The sequence below is a fragment of the Nonomuraea fastidiosa genome, from assembly GCF_042751225.1.
In the GTDB taxonomy this organism is placed as follows: domain Bacteria; phylum Actinomycetota; class Actinomycetes; order Streptosporangiales; family Streptosporangiaceae; genus Nonomuraea; species Nonomuraea fastidiosa.
This window is the reverse complement of the sequence record NZ_CP170570.1, coordinates 100833-118989: the sequence shown is the minus strand read 5'-3', so window position 1 is coordinate 118989 and position 18157 is coordinate 100833. Positions and strand designations below refer to the sequence as shown.

16 protein-coding genes are annotated in these 18157 nt (G+C 70.9%); 14 read left to right on the top strand and 2 right to left on the bottom strand.

Features of this window, described 5'->3' with window-relative positions; genetic code table 11:
* Positions 1-109 precede the first annotated feature (109 nt).
* Positions 110-1669, bottom strand: coding sequence for a glycoside hydrolase family 10 protein (locus ACFMQL_RS00495; protein ID WP_378784082.1), 1560 nt, complete (start codon positions 1667-1669; stop codon positions 110-112).
* A gap of 166 nt (positions 1670-1835) precedes the next feature.
* Complete coding sequence (locus tag ACFMQL_RS00490) at positions 1836-3974, bottom strand: elongation factor G-like protein EF-G2 (RefSeq protein WP_378784080.1); 2139 nt, start codon at positions 3972-3974, stop codon at positions 1836-1838.
* Positions 3975-4229: 255 nt separating this feature from the next.
* Between ACFMQL_RS00490 and pgsA the strand changes: the two genes are divergently transcribed.
* The 14 genes from pgsA (at position 4230) to eis (ending at position 18090) form a co-directional block, all read left to right on the top strand.
* Positions 4230-4874: a phosphatidylinositol phosphate synthase gene (pgsA, locus tag ACFMQL_RS00485; protein WP_364066033.1), complete on the top strand. Its 645-nt coding sequence runs from the start codon at positions 4230-4232 to the stop codon at positions 4872-4874.
* Positions 4871-5782 carry a phosphatidylinositol mannoside acyltransferase gene (locus ACFMQL_RS00480; protein WP_364066030.1) on the top strand — a complete coding sequence of 304 codons (912 nt, stop codon included), beginning with the start codon at positions 4871-4873 and terminating at the stop codon, positions 5780-5782. The genes pgsA and ACFMQL_RS00480 overlap by 4 nt, the downstream gene beginning before the upstream one ends.
* Entirely contained in the window at positions 5779-6909 is a 1131-nt protein-coding gene (locus tag ACFMQL_RS00475) for a glycosyltransferase family 4 protein (RefSeq protein WP_364066027.1), read from the top strand. Before ACFMQL_RS00480 ends, ACFMQL_RS00475 begins: the two co-directional genes overlap by 4 nt.
* Positions 6910-6970: 61 nt before the next feature.
* The gene (locus tag ACFMQL_RS00470) at positions 6971-7513 is read left to right on the top strand and encodes a hypothetical protein (protein WP_364066024.1); all 543 of its coding nucleotides are present in this window, start codon (positions 6971-6973) and stop codon (positions 7511-7513) included.
* Positions 7514-7575: 62 nt separating this feature from the next.
* Entirely contained in the window at positions 7576-8598 is a 1023-nt protein-coding gene (locus ACFMQL_RS00465; RefSeq protein WP_364066021.1) for a DUF3048 domain-containing protein, read from the top strand.
* A gap of 129 nt (positions 8599-8727) precedes the next feature.
* Positions 8728-9642 (top strand): pyridoxal 5'-phosphate synthase lyase subunit PdxS, encoded by a 915-nt coding sequence (gene pdxS / locus ACFMQL_RS00460; RefSeq protein WP_364066689.1) that lies wholly within the window; start codon positions 8728-8730, stop codon positions 9640-9642.
* Positions 9643-9844: 202 nt separating this feature from the next.
* On the top strand, positions 9845-11533 hold the full coding sequence (locus ACFMQL_RS00455; RefSeq protein WP_364066018.1) for an alkaline phosphatase D family protein: 1689 nt from the start codon (positions 9845-9847) through the stop codon (positions 11531-11533).
* A gap of 162 nt (positions 11534-11695) precedes the next feature.
* Positions 11696-12076, top strand: coding sequence for a MarR family winged helix-turn-helix transcriptional regulator (locus ACFMQL_RS00450; protein ID WP_378784076.1), 381 nt, complete (start codon positions 11696-11698; stop codon positions 12074-12076).
* 49 nt (positions 12077-12125) lie between these two features.
* On the top strand, positions 12126-13316 hold the full coding sequence (locus ACFMQL_RS00445; protein ID WP_364066012.1) for an MFS transporter: 1191 nt from the start codon (positions 12126-12128) through the stop codon (positions 13314-13316).
* Positions 13317-13468: 152 nt separating this feature from the next.
* Positions 13469-14062: a pyridoxal 5'-phosphate synthase glutaminase subunit PdxT gene (gene pdxT, locus ACFMQL_RS00440; protein WP_364066010.1), complete on the top strand. Its 594-nt coding sequence runs from the start codon at positions 13469-13471 to the stop codon at positions 14060-14062.
* Between the two features lie 4 nt (positions 14063-14066).
* On the top strand, positions 14067-14819 hold the full coding sequence (locus tag ACFMQL_RS00435) for a YebC/PmpR family DNA-binding transcriptional regulator (protein WP_364066007.1): 753 nt from the start codon (positions 14067-14069) through the stop codon (positions 14817-14819).
* A 259-nt stretch (positions 14820-15078) separates the two neighbouring features.
* Entirely contained in the window at positions 15079-16230 is a 1152-nt protein-coding gene (locus tag ACFMQL_RS00430; protein ID WP_378784074.1) for a hypothetical protein, read from the top strand.
* Positions 16206-16937, top strand: a complete 732-nt coding sequence (locus ACFMQL_RS00425) for a hypothetical protein (protein ID WP_378784072.1) — start codon at positions 16206-16208, stop codon at positions 16935-16937. The genes ACFMQL_RS00430 and ACFMQL_RS00425 overlap by 25 nt, the downstream gene beginning before the upstream one ends.
* Positions 16938-16947: 10 nt before the next feature.
* Complete coding sequence (gene eis, locus ACFMQL_RS00420) at positions 16948-18090, top strand: GNAT family N-acetyltransferase (RefSeq protein ID WP_364066002.1); 1143 nt, start codon at positions 16948-16950, stop codon at positions 18088-18090.
* The last annotated feature ends 67 nt before the right edge of the window (positions 18091-18157 follow it).

Below are 18157 nucleotides of genomic sequence, written 5' to 3'. Positions count from 1 at the left end.
GTCAGACCCGTGCGAGGCCGACTCGCCCCGATCGCGGCCCCGGAACGGCGGAGGGCCGGTCTCCTCGGACGGAGACCGGCCCCTGCGCGTTCAGGTCAGGCGGCGGGCGTCAGGGCGCGTCCGCCTTCACCTTGACCGCCTTGCTCTCGTTGTGCAGCCGGTCGAGCGCGGTGACGAGGTAGGTGCCCGGCGACTTCACCGTGTAGGACGGGTCGCTCACCACGGCCACCAGGTTGCGCGCGTCGGTGGTGCGGCAGTCCTTGCCGGACTTCGGCACCTGGTAGATCGCGTACGAACGGGCGCCGTCGGACGGCTTCCACGACAGGCGCGTGCCGTCGGCCTTGGCGCCCGCCGGCATGGCCGGAGCCTTGCCGCCGCGCTCCTCCATCAGCGGCAGCAGCGCCGGACGGCCGTAGTAGGTCTTGGCGAGCCGGTCCATCGCGCCGAGCGGGTTGGTCAGCAGCTGCTTGGCGCTGAAGTAGACGGCGCCGTCGATCTCCTTGCTGTCGCGGTTGAGGCCGATCTGCGCGGCCAGCTCGCCGGGCTTGGTCCAGGCCCTGTCGTCCTTGCTGCCGACGCGGTAGAGGCCCTGGCCGATGTAGAGCTGCACGTCGCTGCCCTTGACCGCGTCGGACCACCAGCGCACCAGCGTGCGGTAGTCGGCCGCCTTGTGGCCGCGCGGCCAGTAGAGCTGCGGCAGGACGTAGTCGACGGTGCCGGCCTTGATCCAGGCGCGGGCGTCGGCGTAGATCGAGTCGTAGGCGGACATGCCCGACGTCTTGGACCCGCGCGGGTCGTTGGAGGTGTTACGCCAGATCCCGAACGGGCTGATGCCGAACTTGACGTGGTTCTTCGTGCGGTGCACGGCCTGGTCGACCTGCTCGACCAGCTTGTTGACGTTGGACCTGCGCCAGTCGGCGAGCTTTTGGCCCTTGCCGTACTTCTTGAAGGCCGCGGCGTCGTCGAACGTCGCCCCGGCCTCCGGGTACGGGTAGAAGTAGTCGTCGAAGTGCACGCCGTCGACGTCGTAGCGGCCGACCACGTCGGTGATGACCTTGGTCACGTGGTCGCGCACGGCGGGCAGGCCCGGGTTGTAGTAGAGGCGGCCGCCGTACTTGACCGTCCAGCCCGGGTGCTTCTTCGCCGGGTGCCCCGCGGGCAGCTTGGCGATGTCGTCGCTGTAGGAGGCGCGGTAGGGGTTGAACCAGGCGTGGAACTCCATGCCGCGCTTGTGCGCCTCGTCGATGAGGAACGGCAGCGGGTCCCAGCCCGGGTCCTTGCCCGCCGTGCCGGTCAGATACCGCGACCAGGGCTCCAGCGAGGACTTGTAGAGCGCGTCGGAGGCCGGCCGCACCTGGACGAAGACCGCGTTGAGGTTGCGCTTGGCGGCGCTGTCCAGGATCTTCACGTATTCGGCCTGCTGCTTGGCCTTGCTCAGGCCCGCCTTCGACGGCCAGTCGAGGTTGGTCGTCGTGGCGATCCACACTCCGCGCAGCTCACGCTTGGGATAGCGGGCGTCGGGCTTGCAGGCCGCGGCGGGCGCGGCGGCGGCCGGCTTCTTCGCGCTCGCCGCCTTGCCCGGCTTGGCGTCGGGGCCCCAGACGTAGGCGGCCGACGTGGTCGCGATCGCGAGAGCGGTGGCGGCGAGAAGTGGGCGTGCAGTTCGCATAGTGCCACCCAGTGTGGCAGCTTCTCAGGCATGCTCGCGACGAAAACCGCAATCATACCGTGACGTGTCTGTGACAATTGCCGCGAGCTGTGCCGGGAGGGACAAATGCCCAGGTGGCATGCCCTCCCGGCGCGTCATGTCCGGTCGCGATCGCCGTGCCCGCCGGTCAATCCGCGGCGGTCACCTTGCTCGCGAGGTTCGGCGGCAGCGGCTCGTAGCGCAGGAACGTCCGCGTGAACGTCCCCGTCCCGTGTGACATGGATCTCAGATCGATGGCGTAGCGCGTGATCTCCAGCTGCGGCACCTCCGCCTTGACCAGCGTGCGGCCCTTGCCCACCGGCTCGGTGCCGAGCACGCGCCCGCGCCGCGAGGACAGGTCGGACATCACCGCGCCCACGTAGTCGTCGGCCACCAGCACCGAGATCTCGTCCACCGGTTCGAGCAGCAGCGTCGGCACCTTGGACGCCGCCTCCTTCAGCGCGAGCTGGCCCGCGATCTGGAAGGCCATGTCGGAGGAGTCGACCGAGTGGGCCTTGCCGTCGTACAGGGTGACGCGCAGGTCCACCATCGGGTAGCCGGCCACGACGCCCCGCTCCATCTGGGTGCGCACGCCCTTCTCCACCGACGGGATGAACTGCCGCGGCACCACGCCGCCCACGATCTTGTCGACGAACTCGAAGCCCGAGCCCGACGGCAGCGGCTCGACCTCCAGGTGGCAGATGGCATACTGGCCGTGTCCGCCGGTCTGCTTGACGTTGCGGCCCATCGCCTGGCACTTGCCGCCGAACGTCTCGCGCAGCGGCACCCGCAGCTCGACCCGCTCGACCTCGACGCCGTGCCGCTTGGCCAGCCGGTCGAGCAGCACGTCGGTGTGGGCCTCGCCCATGCACCACAGCACGAGCTGGCGGGTCTCTGCGTTGTTCTCCAGCCGCAGCGTCGGGTCCTCGGCCACCAGCCTGCCCAGGGCCTGCGACAGCTTGTCCTCGTCGGCCTTCGACTTGGCCTTGATCGCCACCGGCAGCAGCGGCTCGGGCATGCTCCACGCCGTCATCAGCAGCGGGCGGTCCACGTCGGAGAGGGTGTCGCCGGTCTCGGCGCGCGACAGCTTCGCCACCGCCACGATGTCGCCCGCGATCGCCTTGGGCGCGGTGCGCTGCTGCTTGCCCAGCGGGCAGCTCAGGGTGCCGATGCGCTCGTCCACGTCGTGGTCCTCGTGCCCGCGGTCGGCCAGGCCGTGGCCGGAGACGTGCACGCTCATGTCGGGGCGCAGCGTGCCGGAGAAGACGCGTACGAGGCTGATGCGGCCCACGTACGGGTCGCTGGTGGTCTTGACGACCTCGGCCACGAGCGGCCCGTCCGGGTCGCACGCGATGCCCTGCACCGGCTTGCCCGACAGGTCGGTGATCTCCGGCAGCGGGTGTTCGAGCGGGGAGGGGAAGCCCTGCGTCATCAGCTCCAGGATCTCCTGGGCGCCCACGCCCAGCCCGCTGCACAGCACCGGGTAGAAGCTGCCGCGCGCGACGGCCTTCTCCAGGTCCTCGATGAGGACGCCGGTGTCGACCGGCTCGCCCTCGAGGTAGCGCTCCATGAGCGACTCGTCTTCGCTCTCCTGGATGATGCCCTCGATCAGGGCGCCGCGGTACTCCTCGATCTGCGCCTCGTACTCGGCGCCCGGCTCCTTCTCGGTGCGCTCGCCGGTCGCGTAGTTGTAGAACTTCTGCGTCAGCAACCCGATCAGGCCGTTGACGTGGCCGTTGGTGACGACGGGGAGGTAGAGGGGCGCCACGCCGTCGCCGAACTTGTCCTGGCAGGTGGCGAGCACCTCGTCGAAGTTCGCGCGCTGGTGGTCGAGCTTGGTGATGACGACCGCGCGCGGCATGCCCACCTGGGCGCACTCCTCCCAGAGCATCTGGGTGAGCCCGTCCACGCCGTCGCAGGCCGAGACCACGAACAGCGCCGCGTCGGCCGCGCGCAGCCCGGCGCGCAGGTCGCCCACGAAGTCGGCGTATCCGGGAGTGTCGAGAAGGTTGATCTTGATGCCGTTGTGCACCAGGGGTGCGACGGCGAGGTTGACGGATCTTTGCTGTTTGACCTCGACCTCGTCGAAGTCGGTGACCGTGTTGCCGTCCTCGACGCGTCCCGGGCGCTGGATGGTGCCCGTCGCGGCCAGCAACTGCTCGACGAGGGTCGTCTTGCCTGCTCCTGAGTGGCCGACCAGCACGACATTGCGAATCGCATCCGCCCTGTCGGCCGCGGGTGCCCTGCCCGCGGCTCCTGCGGCGCCGCCAGAGTGCCTTTCCGCCACATCGCCTCCCGCTAATCTTTCGTCTCACCTCGTGAGACGGCTCGGTCGATGGGGGGACGCCGTCCAGCCGCGTCCGGTAGCTCGCTCCCGTCGCTCCTCGGCCCAGGCGGCGTCGCTCCCTTCGCGTTGGTCCGTCTGCCAACGCCGCGCCCGCGCGGAGGGTGCCGGAAACCGCATGGACGCGGTGTGTTCACCAAATACCCGTGTGGCGGATATCACAAGGGGTCCGGGGCAAAGAAAGTTGTCAGCCCCCGCATGGCCTACGATCGGACCGCGATGCTCAAACTCCTGCGCCCGGCCGTGACCCGGATACTCACCCCGCTGGGCAGGGCCCTCGCCGGCCGCGGGATAGGCCCGAACGCCGTCACGGCGGTCGGCACCCTCGGCACGGTCGTGTCCGCCCTGCTCTTCTTCCCCCTTGGCCAGCTCGCCTGGGGGGCGCTCGTGATCACCGTCTTCGTGCTGTTCGACCTGCTCGACGGCGTGGTCGCCCGGCTCGGCGGAAAGGGGGGCAGCACCTGGGGCGCCTTCCTCGACTCGACCTTCGACAGGGTCGCCGACGCCGCCATCTTCGCCGGCCTGATCCTGTATTTCTTCGAGCGCGACGACACTCTGACGGCCTCGGTGACGCTCGCCTGCCTGATCCTGGGCGCCCTGGTCTCCTACGCCAAGGCCAGGGCGGAAGGGCTCGGCCTGACGGCCGACGTCGGGCTGGCCGAGCGGCCGGAGCGGCTGGTGGTGGCGCTGGTCGCGGCGTTCCTCGAAGGGCTCGGCGTCCCGTACGTCCTGCCGGCCGGCATGTGGCTGCTCGCGGTCGCCAGCCTGATCACCGTGGGCCAGCGCGTGATGGCCGTGCACCAGCAGACCAGACAGCAGACTGGGCAGACGAGGGAGAGATGAGCGACAAGGCATCGTTCGGCGACCGCATCGTGGCCGCCGGGTTCGCGGCCGGCTGGACACTCGTGCCGCTGCTGCCCGAGCGCCCGACGGCCGCGGTCTTCCGGTTCCTGGCCGACCGGGTCCACGCCAGGCGCGGCAAGTCGGTGCGCCGCCTGGAGTCGAACCTCGCGCGGGTGACCGGCCTTGAGCCGGGCGGCCGCGAGCTGCGCGAGCTCACCAAGGCGGGCATCCGCTCGTACTTCCGCTACTTCCACGAGATCTTCCGCCTGCCCAGGATGGACCGCGCCGAGCTGGTGCGGCGCACCCACGTCATCGGCGCCGAGCACATCCACGACAACGTCGCGGCCGGGCGCGGCGTGGTGCTGGCGCTGCCGCACATGGGCAACTGGGACCAGGCGGGCGCCTGGCTGGTGAGCGTGGGCCACCCGTTCACCACCGTCGCCGAGCGGCTGCGGCCGGAGTCGCTGTTCCGCCGCTACGTCGCCTTCCGCGAGGGGCTCGGCATGGAGGTGCTGCCGCTGACCGGCGGCGACGGCCACAACTTCGGCATCCTCGCATCGCGGCTGCGCAAGGGCGGCGTGGTCTGCCTGCCCGCCGAGCGCGACCTCACCAAGAACGGCGTGGAGGTGCGCTTCTTCGGCGCGGCCACCAAGATTCCCGCGGGGCCCGCGCTGCTGGCCGTGCAGACCGGGGCCGCGCTGCTGCCCGCCACCGTCTACTTCGTGGGCGACGACTGGGGCATCCACATCCACGAGGAGCTGCCGGTGCCCGCCGAGGGCACCCGGCAGGAGAAGGTCGCGGTGCTGGCGCAGGGCCTCGCCGACGTGTTCGAGAAGGGCATCTCCGAGCATCCGGAGGACTGGCACATGATGCAGCGGCTCTGGCTGGACGACCTGGATCCCCGATGAAAGTCGGCATCGTCTGCCCCTACTCGTGGGACATGCCGGGCGGGGTCAAACAGCACATCGACGACCTGGCGCAGGCGCTGATGGCGCAGGGGCACGAGGTATCCGTGATCGCCCCGGCGGCCGACGACGACGAGCTGCCCCCCTACGTGACCGGCGCGGGGCGGGCCGTGCCCGTGCCGTACAACGGGTCGGTGGCCAGGATGTCGTTCGGCTTCCTGTCGGCCGCGCGGGTGCGGCGCTGGGTGCGTACGGGCGAGTTCGACGTGCTGCACATCCACGAGCCGCTGATCCCCAGCCTGGGCGTGCTGGCCTGCTGGGCGGCCAAGGGGCCGATCGTGGCCACCTTCCATGCCTCGTTCAACCGCTCGCGCGCGATCGCGGTGGCCGAGCCGCTGCTGCGCAGCGCGCTGGAGAAGCTGAGCGGCCGCATCGCGGTCTCCGACGCGGCGCGCAAGAGCCTGGTCGAGCAGTTCGGCGGCGACACCGTGCTCATCCCCAACGGCGTCACCGTCTCCCGCTACACCGACGCCGAGCCGCTCGACGGCTGGGGCCCCGACGGCGCCACGATCGGCTTCCTCGGCCGCATGGACGAAGAGCGCAAGGGCCTGCCGATCCTGCTCGACGCGTTCGCCATCCTGGCCGAGCGGCGGCCCGACGTGAAGCTGCTCATCGCAGGGCCGGGCGATGAGAAGGACGTCTACGAACGGGTGCCGAAGCGGTTCAGGGACCGGGTGACCGTGCTGGGCATGGTGAGCGAGACCGACAAGATCCGCGCCTACCACTCGGTCGACGTGTTCTGCGCGCCCAACACCCGCGGCGAGAGCTTCGGCATCGTGCTGGCCGAGGCCATGGCGTCGGGGGCGACCGTGCTGGCCAGCGACATCCCGGCGTTCCGCAAGGTGCTGGGCGAGGGCCAGGCGGGCGCGCTGTTCACCAACGGCGACCCGGCCTCGCTGGCGCGCGAGGCCGCCGCGCTGCTCGACGCGCCCGCGCGGCGGGCCAAGCTGGCGGCCGAGGCGCTGGTGGCGGTGCGCAAGTACGACTGGTCGACGGTGGCGCGCGACGTCGTACGCGTCTACGAGACCGTCACCATGAGCGGCGCCGGCCGCGTGGAGGAGGACCTGTGAGACGCGTCGCGAGCGCGGCGCACACGGCCGCCGCGCCGCCCCGGTTCGCCGAGGAGGACCTGTGACGACCACCATGATCGTGCTGATCGTGGGCATCGTGGTGGTGCTCACGGCGGTGTACATCTCCTGGCGGGCAGGCCGGCTCGACCGCCTGCACCTGCGCCTGGAGCTGGCCCAGCAGGCGCTGGACGCCGCTCTCATGCGGCGCAGGGCGGTGGTGCTGGAGCTGGCGGGCTCCCGCCTGCTCGACCCCGCCACGTCGCTGGTGCTGGCCGCGGCGGCGCACGAGGCGCGCTCCGCGGGCCCCGAGGAGCGCGAGCACGCCGAGAGCGACCTGTCGCGGACGCTGCGCGCGGTGGTGGACCAGGAGCGCTTCAGGGAGAAGCTGTCGGAGTCGCCGGGCGGCCGGGCGCTGCTGGAGGAGCTGGACGCGGCGGTGGCCAAGGTCGTCTACTCGCGCCGGTTCTACAACAACCACGTGGCGGTCACGCGGGCCGCCCAGCGCCGCTGGCTGGCCAGGACGCTCCGGCTGGCCGGGCACACCGAATACCCCCAATTCTTCGAGATTGATGACAATCCGCCGGCAGCTATGGCAACCGAATGACCTAATTTGGGGAAGCCAGTAAGCTTCATCCCGATTTTGGGCTGAAGCGAGGAGATGTACACGTGCGGCTACCCCGGTTGATCACCCTCTGGCTGGCCGGAGCGGCCGTGTTGCTGCCTGTCGCGGCCTGCTCGTCCGAGGAGCCGGCCGCGGGTTCCGCGCCGCAGGCGGCCACGGACGCGCCGAGCGAGACGCCTCAGGAAGAGGAAGAGGTCAAGGCGCATCCGTTCACCGGCAAGCCGTACGACACGCTCAAGCCGGTGCTCGCCGTCAAGATCGAGAACACCGCGGCGGGCAAGCCGCAGCTCGGGCTCAAGAGCGCCGACATCGTCTACATCGAGCAGGTCGAGGCCGGGCTGACCCGGCTCATGGCGATCTTCTCCTCCAAGCTGCCGGCCAAGGTGGGCCCGGTGCGCAGCGCGCGCATCTCCGACCTGCACATCACCCCGCAGTTCGGCAAGCCGGCCTTCTCCTACTCGGGCGCGCAGACCAAGATGCTGCCGCTCATCGCCGAGGCCTCGCTGTACGACGTGGGCGACACGCGCAACCCCGGCGCCTACTACCGCCAGCCGGGCCGCTTCGCCCCGTACAACCTGTTCGCCCACACCAAGAAGCTGCTGGCCGCGGCGCCCAAGGCGAGCAAGGCCAAGGACATCGGCTTCACCTTCGGCGACCCGCCCGCCGAGGGCGGTGTGCCGCGCAAGTCGTACACGGTCAGGTGGCCCGCCGCGCGCTTCACCTTCACCTGGTCCGAGGCCAAGCAGGAGTGGCTGATCTGGCAGGACGGCAAGAAGGACATGGCGGCCGAGGGCGGCCAGCTCAGCGCGCCCACCATCGTCGTGCAGTACACCAAGACCGAGCGCTCGCAGTTCCACGACAAGAACCAGAGCTACACGCCGCTCGTGCACACCACGGGCAAGGGCTCGGCGATCGTGCTGCGCGACGGCAAGGCGTACAAGGCCAGGTGGGAGCGGGAATCAGAGGACAGTGGCACGACGTTCACCACGGAGAGCGGCGAGCCGATGAACTTCGCCCCCGGCCAGGTCTGGGTGGCTCTCGCCAGCCGCAAGCCCGTCATCCCCTAGCCCCACGTCCGCACCACTCTGTAGATGTACGGCGATAAATCCTGACATCTTGGCATGTCGGGGGAGGGGTCGTTCAGGACCTACGATGGGGTTGATAACTTACAGAATCGCCGTTGAGAGCCCGTGAGGATGACCGTGTCCAGCAGCACGCCAGAAAGCACCCCCGTCACCGGAACCGCGCGCGTCAAGCGCGGCATGGCCGAGATGCTCAAGGGCGGCGTCATCATGGACGTCGTCACCCCCGAGCAGGCCAAAATCGCTGAAGACGCCGGCGCGGTGGCCGTCATGGCCCTCGAGCGCGTGCCCGCCGACATCCGCGCGCAGGGCGGCGTGTCGAGGATGAGCGACCCCGACATGATCGAGGGCATCATCAACGCCGTGTCGATCCCCGTCATGGCCAAGGCCCGCATCGGCCACTTCGTCGAGGCCCAGGTCCTGCAGTCGCTGGGCGTCGACTACATCGACGAGTCCGAGGTGCTGACCCCGGCCGACTACGCCAACCACATCGACAAGTGGCAGTTCACCGTGCCGTTCGTGTGCGGCGCCACCAACCTGGGCGAGGCCCTGCGCCGCATCACCGAGGGTGCGGCCATGATCCGCTCCAAGGGCGAGGCCGGCACGGGCGACGTCTCCAACGCCGTCACCCACATGCGCACGATCCGCGCCGAGATCAAGCGGCTCACCTCGCTGCCCGAGGACGAGCTGTACGTCGCGGCCAAGGAGCTGCAGGCCCCGTACGAGCTGGTCGCCGAGGTCGCCAAGACCGGCAAGCTGCCGGTCGTGCTGTTCACCGCGGGCGGCATCGCCACCCCGGCCGACGCCGCGATGATGATGCAGCTCGGCGCCGAGGGCGTGTTCGTGGGCTCCGGCATCTTCAAGTCGGGCGACCCGGCCAAGCGGGCGTCGGCCATCGTCAAGGCCACCACCTTCTACGACGACCCCGACGTCATCGCCAAGGTCTCGCGCGGCCTGGGCGAGGCCATGGTCGGCATCAACGTCGACGAGATCCCGCAGCCGCACCGCCTGGCCGAGCGCGGCTGGTAGACCCCTCGGCGGGGCGCCGCAGGCGTGACCCGCGGGCGTGAGACGATCACCTCCGGGTGACCGGCACGCGCGGCGACGAAGATCTCGGAAAGGCGGCATCCGCGAAGGATGTCGCCTTTTCTGTTGATCCGTGTTCACCGAACGGTCACGCTGCTCGGTCAAGCTACGGGGGTCCTCACCCTTGATCGTCAAGGAGCCCCCAGTGTCCAAGCTGAACCGCAGGCACTTCCTCGTCACGGGGTTAGCGGCGGGCGCCGCCTCGGCCATCCCCGGCGTCACCCCCGCCGCCGCGCACGCCGGCCCCGGCCCGGCCGCCGAGACCGCTCAGAGCCTGGCCTCGCGCGGGCTGCGCACCGATCCCTTCACCCTCGGCGTCGCGTGCGGCGACCCCGACCACGAGGGCTTCGTGCTGTGGACCAGGCTCGCCCAGGAGCCGCTCGCCGAGGACGGCCTCGGCGGCATGCCGCAGCGGCCCTTCACCGTGCAGTGGCAGATCTACGCCGACGAGCGGGCCCGCCGCGTCGTGCGCTCCGGCGTGGCCGTCGCCGCCCCGGAATGGGGCCACAGCGTGCACGTCGAGGTGCAGGGGCTGAGCTCCGGCCGCGAGTACTGGTACCGCTTCCGCGTCGGGCCGTACGTCTCGCCGCTCGGCCGCGCCCGCACCGCCCCGCACCCCCTGTCGTACGGCGGCGCCCTGGCCATGGCCTTCGTCTCCTGCGCCCAGTACGAGCACGGTTACTTCACCGCGTACCGCCGCCTCGCCGAAGAGCACCCCGACCTGGTGCTGCACCTCGGCGACTACCAGTACGAGTACACCAAGAACTCCTACACGATCCCCGGCGGCAACGTCCGCCACCACGAGGGCCCCGAGACCGAGACCCTGGCCAACTACCGCCAGCGCCACGCCCAGTACAAGACCGACCCCGACCTGCAGGCCGCGCACGCCGCCGCGCCTTGGCTGGTCGTGTGGGACGACCACGAGCTGGACAACAACTGGGCCGGCGAGGTGCCGGAGAAGCCCGAGATCCCCCAGCCGGACTTCATGCAAAGGCGCGCGGCCGCCTTCCGCGCGTACTACGAGAACATGCCGCTGCGCCGCACCTCCATCCCGCGCGGCGTGGACATGCAGCTCTACCGGCGCATCCGCTGGGGCAGGATGGCCACCTTCCACATGCTCGACACCCGCCAGTACCGCGACGACCAGGGCTGCGGCGACGGCTACAAGGAGTGCCCCGACTCGGTCGATCCCGCGCGCTCCATCACCGGCCAGGAGCAGGAGGAGTGGCTGATCGAGGGCTTCCACACGTCGCGGGCGCAGTGGGACATCATCGGCCAGCAGGTCTTCTTCGGCCAGCGCGACAACAACGAGGGGCCCGCCAAGGTCACCTCGCAGGACGCCTGGGACGGCTACGTCGCCTCCCGGCAGCGCATCACCCAGGGCTGGATCGACGCGAAGGTGCGCAACCCCGTCGTGCTCACCGGCGACGTGCACGCCCACTGGGCCGGCGACCTCAAGCTCGACTACGACGACCCGACCGGGCCCAGCGTGGGCTCGGAGCTGGTGACCACGTCGATCACCTCGGGCGGCGACGGCGCCGACTCCGACCCCGCGGCGCACCCGTTCCTGAAGATCAACCCGCACCTGAAGTTCTACAACAACCAGCGCGGCTACGTGCTCACCAAGATCGAGCGCGACCTGCTCACGGCGGACTTCAAGGTCGTGCCGCGCGTCCAGACGCCGGGCGCCGAGGTCTACACCCGCGCCACGTTCGTCATCGAGGACCGGGTGCCGGGGGTGCAGCAGACGTACCTGCGGCCGCTCGACCCGGCGCTGCGGATCCAGCCGCCCACGATCGAGGACACCGTCCGCCTGGAGACCGAGCGCCCCTAACACCACCCCCGATGCCGGGCCGCCTTCCCCGGCTCGGTGCACCCTCGCGGCCCGGCCCCCGACCAGGGGCCGGGCCGCTTTCGTCCGGAATATTAGCCAGGCTAAGTTTGTTCACCGTCCATGCAGGACGATCCCTCTCACCTGGCAGAACAGGTCTCAGCCGTGCTCCGCGACCTGGTGCTCCTGCTCCGGCGCACCGTCGCGGGACAGCCGGTCACCAGCCAGCAGCTCGGCGTGCTCGCCTCGCTCGAACGCGGCCCCAGGCGCATGACCGCGCTGGCCGAAGAGCACGGCGTCCAGCTGCCGACCATGACCGTGCAGATCAACCGGCTCGAAGACGCCGGTCTCGTCGCCCGCGGCACCGACCCGGACGACGCCCGCGTCAGGACGGTCGAGCTGACCACCGAAGGCCGCGAACGGCTGCACGCCGGACGCCAGGCCAGGATCGCCCGCCTGACCCGTGAACTGGAGGCGCTCACCGACGACGAGCGTTCCGCACTCGCGGCCGCGCTGCCCGTCCTGGGCAGGCTCGGCCGCTCGTAAGCAGCCAAGGAGCAGTATGCAAACCGGCGGCGGCATCCTTCGCCAGCCCATGTCCGTCTGGGCCACCGCGTTCGCCGCGGTCGTGGCCTTCATGGGGATCGGGCTCGTCGATCCCATCCTCCCGTCCATCGCCCAGGGGCTGAACGCCACCCCGAGCCAGGTCTCCCTGCTGTTCACCAGCTACTTCCTGGTCACCGCCGTGGCCATGCTCGTCACCGGCTGGGTCTCCAGCCGCATCGGCGGCAAGCGCACCCTGCTCGCCGGGCTCGCGCTCGTCGTGGTGTTCGCCGCGCTCGCGGGCACCTCCACCAGCGTCGCCGAGCTGGTCGGCTTCCGCGCCGGCTGGGGCCTCGGCAACGCTCTCTTCGTGGCCACCGCGCTCGCCGTCATCGTCGGCGCCGCCAGCGGCGGCGCGGAGTCGGCCATCATCCTGTACGAGGCCGCGCTCGGCCTCGGCATCTCCGCAGGACCTCTGGTGGGCGCCCTGCTCGGCGACTGGAACTGGCGGGCCCCGTTCTTCGGCACGGCCACGCTCATGGCCGCCGGCCTCGTCCTCATCCTCACCCTGCTCAAGGCCACGCCACGGCCGCGGGAGAAGACCCGGCTCAGCGCCCCGATCCGCGCGCTCGCCCACGGCGGGCTGTCCACCACGGCCTTCACCGCGCTGTTCTACAACTTCGCGTTCTTCACCGTGCTCGCCTTCACGCCGTTCATCCTCGGCATGTCGCCGTACGGCATCGGCGCGGTCTTCTTCGGCTGGGGCGTCTGCGTCGCGCTCGCCTCGGTGTTCGGCGCGCCGCCGCTGCAGCGCAGGCTCGGCTCGGTGAAGGTGCTGCACCTGTCGCTCGCCCTGCTCGCCGTCTTCCAGCTCGGCATCGGCCTGTCCGCGTACGAGGGCTCCTGGCAGGCCGGGGTCATCGCCTTCACCGTCCTGACCGGCGTCCCCATCGGGCTCAACAACACGGTCTTCACCGAGTCGGCCATGGAGGTCTCCGACGCGCCCAGGCCCGTCGCCTCCGCCGGATACAACTTCGTGCGCTGGATGGGCGGCGCGCTGGCCCCGTTCATCGCCACCAAGCTCGGCGAGGACGTGGGGGTCGCGGTGCCGTACGCGCTGGGCGCCGCCTGCTGTCTCATCGGCATGGCCGTCCTCTACCTGCGCCGCCACCACCTGCGCTCGCTGATCGAGGTCGACGCCGATCTCGGCGTGCGCGACGCCGCCCCGGTCGCCACGTCCTGACCCCGGGCGCCGCCGCCGCGGCCATTACGGCCTGACCTCCCGTGACGCCGTCATGGCCACTACGGCCTGACCCCGCGCAACGCCTCTCGAACGGCCCCCGTCGGAAGACGGCGGGCCGTTCTGGTGTTGAATTGTCGGAAACCCGTGCCCGGATGAAAGGATCGCCCGTGCCCACGATCGGTGTGCTCGCCCTCCAGGGAGACGTGCGCGAGCATCAGCGCATGCTTCAGGAGGCCGGCGCGACGGCCGTCGCCGTACGCCGCCCCGCCGAGCTGGACGCGGTCGACGCCCTGGTCATCCCCGGCGGCGAGTCGACCACCATGTGGAAGCTCGCCGAGAGCTTCGACCTGCTGCAACCGCTGCGCGTCCGCGTCAAGGAAGGCATGCCCGCCTACGGCTCGTGCGCCGGCATGATCATGCTGGCCGACCGCATCGAGGACGGCGTCGCAGGTCAGCAGACCATCGGCGGCATCGACATGGTGGTCAGGCGCAACGCGTTCGGCCGCCAGGTCGACTCCTTCGAATCCGACCTCGACTTCGCCGGACAGCAGGTGCACGCGGTGTTCATCCGCGCTCCCTGGGTCGAATCCGTCGGCTCGGACGTCGAAGTGCTGGGCAGGTGCGAGCCTGGGGATAGGATCGTCGCGGTCCGTCAAGGTCCGTTGCTCGCTACGTCGTTCCACCCCGAGCTCACCGGGGACGTACGCGTGCACCGTTACTTCGTAGACATGGTGAGGGAGCTCTAGGTAAATGTCCGGCCACTCAAAATGGGCGACGACGAAGCACAAGAAGGCCGCACTCGACGCCAAGCGCGGCAAGCTGTTCGCCAAGCTCATCAAGAACATCGAGGTGGCGGCACGGACCGGTGGCCCTGACCCGGACGCCAACCCCACCCTCTTCGACGCCATCTTCAAGGCGAAGAAGAACTCCGTGCCCAACGACAACATCGAGCGGGCGCGCAAGCGCGGCGGCGGTCTCGAAGCCGGCGGCGCCGACTACCAGACGATCATGTACGAGGGTTACGCGCCCGGCGGCGTCGCGGTGCTCATCGAGTGCCTCACCGACAACCGCAACCGCGCCGCGTCCGAGGTCCGGGTCGCGCTCACCCGCAACGGCGGCTCCCTTGCCGACCCCGGGTCCGTCTCCTACATGTTCAACCGCAAGGGCGTCGTCATCGTCCCCAAGACCGACGGGCTCGACGAGGACACCGTGCTCATGGCCGTCCTCGACGCGGGCGCCGAGGAGGTCAACGACCTCGGCGAGAGCTTCGAGGTGATCTGCGAGGCCGGCGACCTCGTGCCGGTGCGCAAGGCCCTCCAGGACGCCGGCATCGACTACGACTCGGCCGAGTCCAGCTTCGTGCCCTCGATGACCGTGCCGCTCGACGAGGAGGGGGCCAAGAAGGTCTTCCGCCTCATCGAGGCGCTGGAGGACAGCGACGACGTGCAGAACGTCTTCGCCAACTTCGACGTCTCCGACGAGGTGCTCGCCGCCCTCGACTGATCGTCGCGACAGGGCCCGGTGGTGTTTCCGCCGGGCCCTGTTCCGTACGGCGGCAGCGGGCCGCGTTCCGGTCGGGACGCCCTCGAAGAGGTGGGCCGCCTGCAGAGGCGTGCGCATTCCGGTCGGGACGCCCGGAAGGAGCGGGCCGCGTTCCGTACGCGGACGGACGGCGCGCCGCGTTGTTTTCGCTGACGGCCGATGGTCGTTGCCGCATGTGTCGCGTGCGCGGGAGAGGCCCGGCCGCGTAGGGTCGGGCGACGTGAGTTCCCCCATTCCCCCTCGGACCGGCGCCAGGGCGCTCGGCTTGCTGCTCGTCTTACCGGCTCTGGTCGGCACCCTCATCACGCTCGTGCTGCCGACCGCGCAGACGATCTGGCTCAGCTTCCAGAGCGGCGGCGTGCTCCGCGAGATCTCGTACGCGGGGACCGCCAACTACGCCAAGCTGTTCGGCGACGACGCCTCCTGGCGGGCGCTGGGGCTCACGGTGTCCCTGATCGGCTTCCCGCTGCTGGTGGCGCTGGTGGTGGGCCCGCTGCTGGCCCTGGCACTCGACCGGGCGGGCACGTGGGTGCGGCGCGCCGGGCGGGTGCTGCTGTCGCTGGCGGTGGTCACGTTCTCGCCGGTGGCCGTGGCCACGTCCTGGCTGCGCGGGCTGCTGCCCGAGTCGTCCGGCCTGGTCGCCCTGGCTCAGGAGCTGCGCGACCCCGCCACCGCGCCTGGAGCGCTCCGGCTCATCGTGGCCGCCGCCACGTTCGGGCTCGTGTGCGCGCTGGCCGTGATCGCGTTCCTGCCCGCGCTGCGCGGCGGCACCCCGAGAGCGGCGGCGGTCGTGGTGGGCGTCCTCGTCGCGTTGGCCGTCGTCGCGGCCGGGCTGCAGACGTTCGCCCTGGGGCAGGTGCTCACCGGCGCTCAGCGCGCCACACAGACGCTCGCAGGGCTCCAGTACGACTACGCCTTCAGGGAGGCCCAGTTCGGCCTCGGTGCGGCCGTGGCGACGCTCACGGGGGCCGTCCTGGGCGTGCTGGGCATCGCCGCCACGGTGATCGCGGTCGCCTCCGGCCTGCGCATCACGCTGACGCGCAAGGACGCACCGGCCGGCTCCTCGGCGCGAAGGGCACGGCCGTTCCCATGGCAGTGGGCGCGGCGGCCGGCTACGGACATCAACCGGCCGCCGGTCATGATGGCGGGGCGGGCGCGTACGGCCCCCCGGACGGGCAGCCGTCCCCCTACCTGCAGGGCGGCGGTCAGCCCGCGCGGGCAGGACGGGAACAGGCCGCGTGGACCGGACAGGGACAGGCCGCGTGGACCGGACAGGGACAGGCCGCCTCGCCCGGCGAGCAGGTCGTGGAGGCCGGACAGAAGCGAACGAGTCCGGCGCCGGCGGGCATGGCGATCGGGATCGCCGCGTTAGCGGCGGCCGCGGTGGCCGCGTTCCTGCTCACCTGGCCGTGGATGGACGGCGCGCTCGCCTCCAGGGCGGGCGAGGCCGGCACCTTGCGAACGCAGATCAACACCTGGCTCCCGGCCCTCGTCGGCGCCCTGGTCTCGGTGGGCGTGGCGTACCTCGCGGCGCTCGGCATCGGCGGTCTGCGCCCGCTCGGCCGGGCCAGCGAGTGGCTGCTGCTGATCTTCGCGCCCTGGCTGTTCGTCGGCTCGGGCCCGCTCAGCGTCGCCAACTGGCACAACGCCCGCAGCCTCGGCCTCATCGACACCTTCGCGGCCCTGATACCGCCGCTGCTGGTGAGCGTCCCCGCGCTGCTCGTGCTGACCCTGCTGTGCAAGGGCCTCGCGGAACGCACCGACCGCGACTTCTTCTCCGGCGTGTTCCTGCCCTCGCTGCCCATGGCGGGCATCCTGACCGGCGCCGTCACGCTGGTGAACGCCCACGATGTGCTCTGGCCGCTGCTCGTCGTCCAGAAGCCTGAGCTGCACACCGCCCCGGTCGCCCAGATGATCGAGGCGGGGACCCACGCCCGGGTGGCGGTCGACATCGGGGGCGCGACGCCGCTGCTCGTGGTGGCCGTCGCGCTGGCCGCCCTGGTGGCCGCCCAGCTCCTCTACCTCGACAGGCTCACCGTCACGACGGCCGGTTCGCGCGTACGCAAGGCCGTTCCGTAGGTTGCTGATTGTGGAAATACGCGACATAACGCCCGACGACCTCGACGACGTCATCGACCTGCGCCGCCGGGCGTTCGGTCCGGTGAGCGAGAGCGGCAAGGAGAAGTGGCGCAAATCCGTGCTGCCCGCCCTGGCCGAGCGGCGCTACCTGGGGATGTTCGACGGCGACCGGCTCGCCGCCTCGGCCAGGCTGCGCCGCTTCACCCAGTGGTGGCACGGCAGGCCCCAGCCGATGGCCGCCGTCGCGGGCGTCACCGTCGCCCCCGAGGACCGTGGTCGCGGCGTCGGCACCGGCATCATGCGAGCCGTCATCGAGCGCGCCGCCGCGCTGGGCGACGCGGTCTCCGCGCTCTACCCGGCCACCACCGCCATCTACCGCAAGCTCGGGTACGAACACGCGGGCGCGCGGCACCTCATCCGCCTGCCCGCCGAGGCGCTGCGCGAGATCCGCCCGTCCGGCCACGTCAAGCTGCGCAGGATGGGGCCGGGCGACGCCGCCGAGCTGATCTCGGTGCTGCACCGCGTCCACGGCGCGACCCGCGCCAGCGGCCCCGTCTCCTACGGCGAGGACACCTGGAACCTGTGGCTCGCCAACGAGGACGACTTCCTCTACCTGGCCGACGACGGCTACGCCATCTACCGCTGGAAGGGCGACGACATGGAGGTCGAGAACGTCGTCGCCGGCTCGTCCGGCACCCTGCGCGCGCTGTGGGGGCTGATCGGCAGCGCCTCCTCGGTGGCCCGCGAGGTCGTCGCCGCCGTGGCGCCCGACGACCCGGTGCTGTGGATGCTGCGCGAGCGTTCGAAGGAGCGGGTCACGCAGGTGCGGTGGATGTTCAGGGTGCTCGACGTGGCCGCCGCCGTCGAGCGCAGGGGCTATCCGGCGCACGCGAGCTGCCAGGCCGTGGTGACCGTGGACGACCCGGTGCGCGGCGGAGGCACCTGGCGGCTGGACATCTCCGGCGGAACGGGCACCGCCACTCCGTGCGACGAGCCCGGCGTCACGCTCTCAGTGAACGGCCTGTCCGCGTTGTACGCCGGTGTCCCCTCCTCGACGCTGCGGCTCAGCGGTCTCATGTCCGGAGATGACCGATATGACGAGGCGCTCGACGCGGCCTTCGCCGCCAAGCCGTACATGCTGGACTACTTCTGACTCTCGCTTCCCGGTGCGCGCCCTCTCCGGTCACGGTAAAGTCTCGTGCCGAACAGGTGTTCGGCGG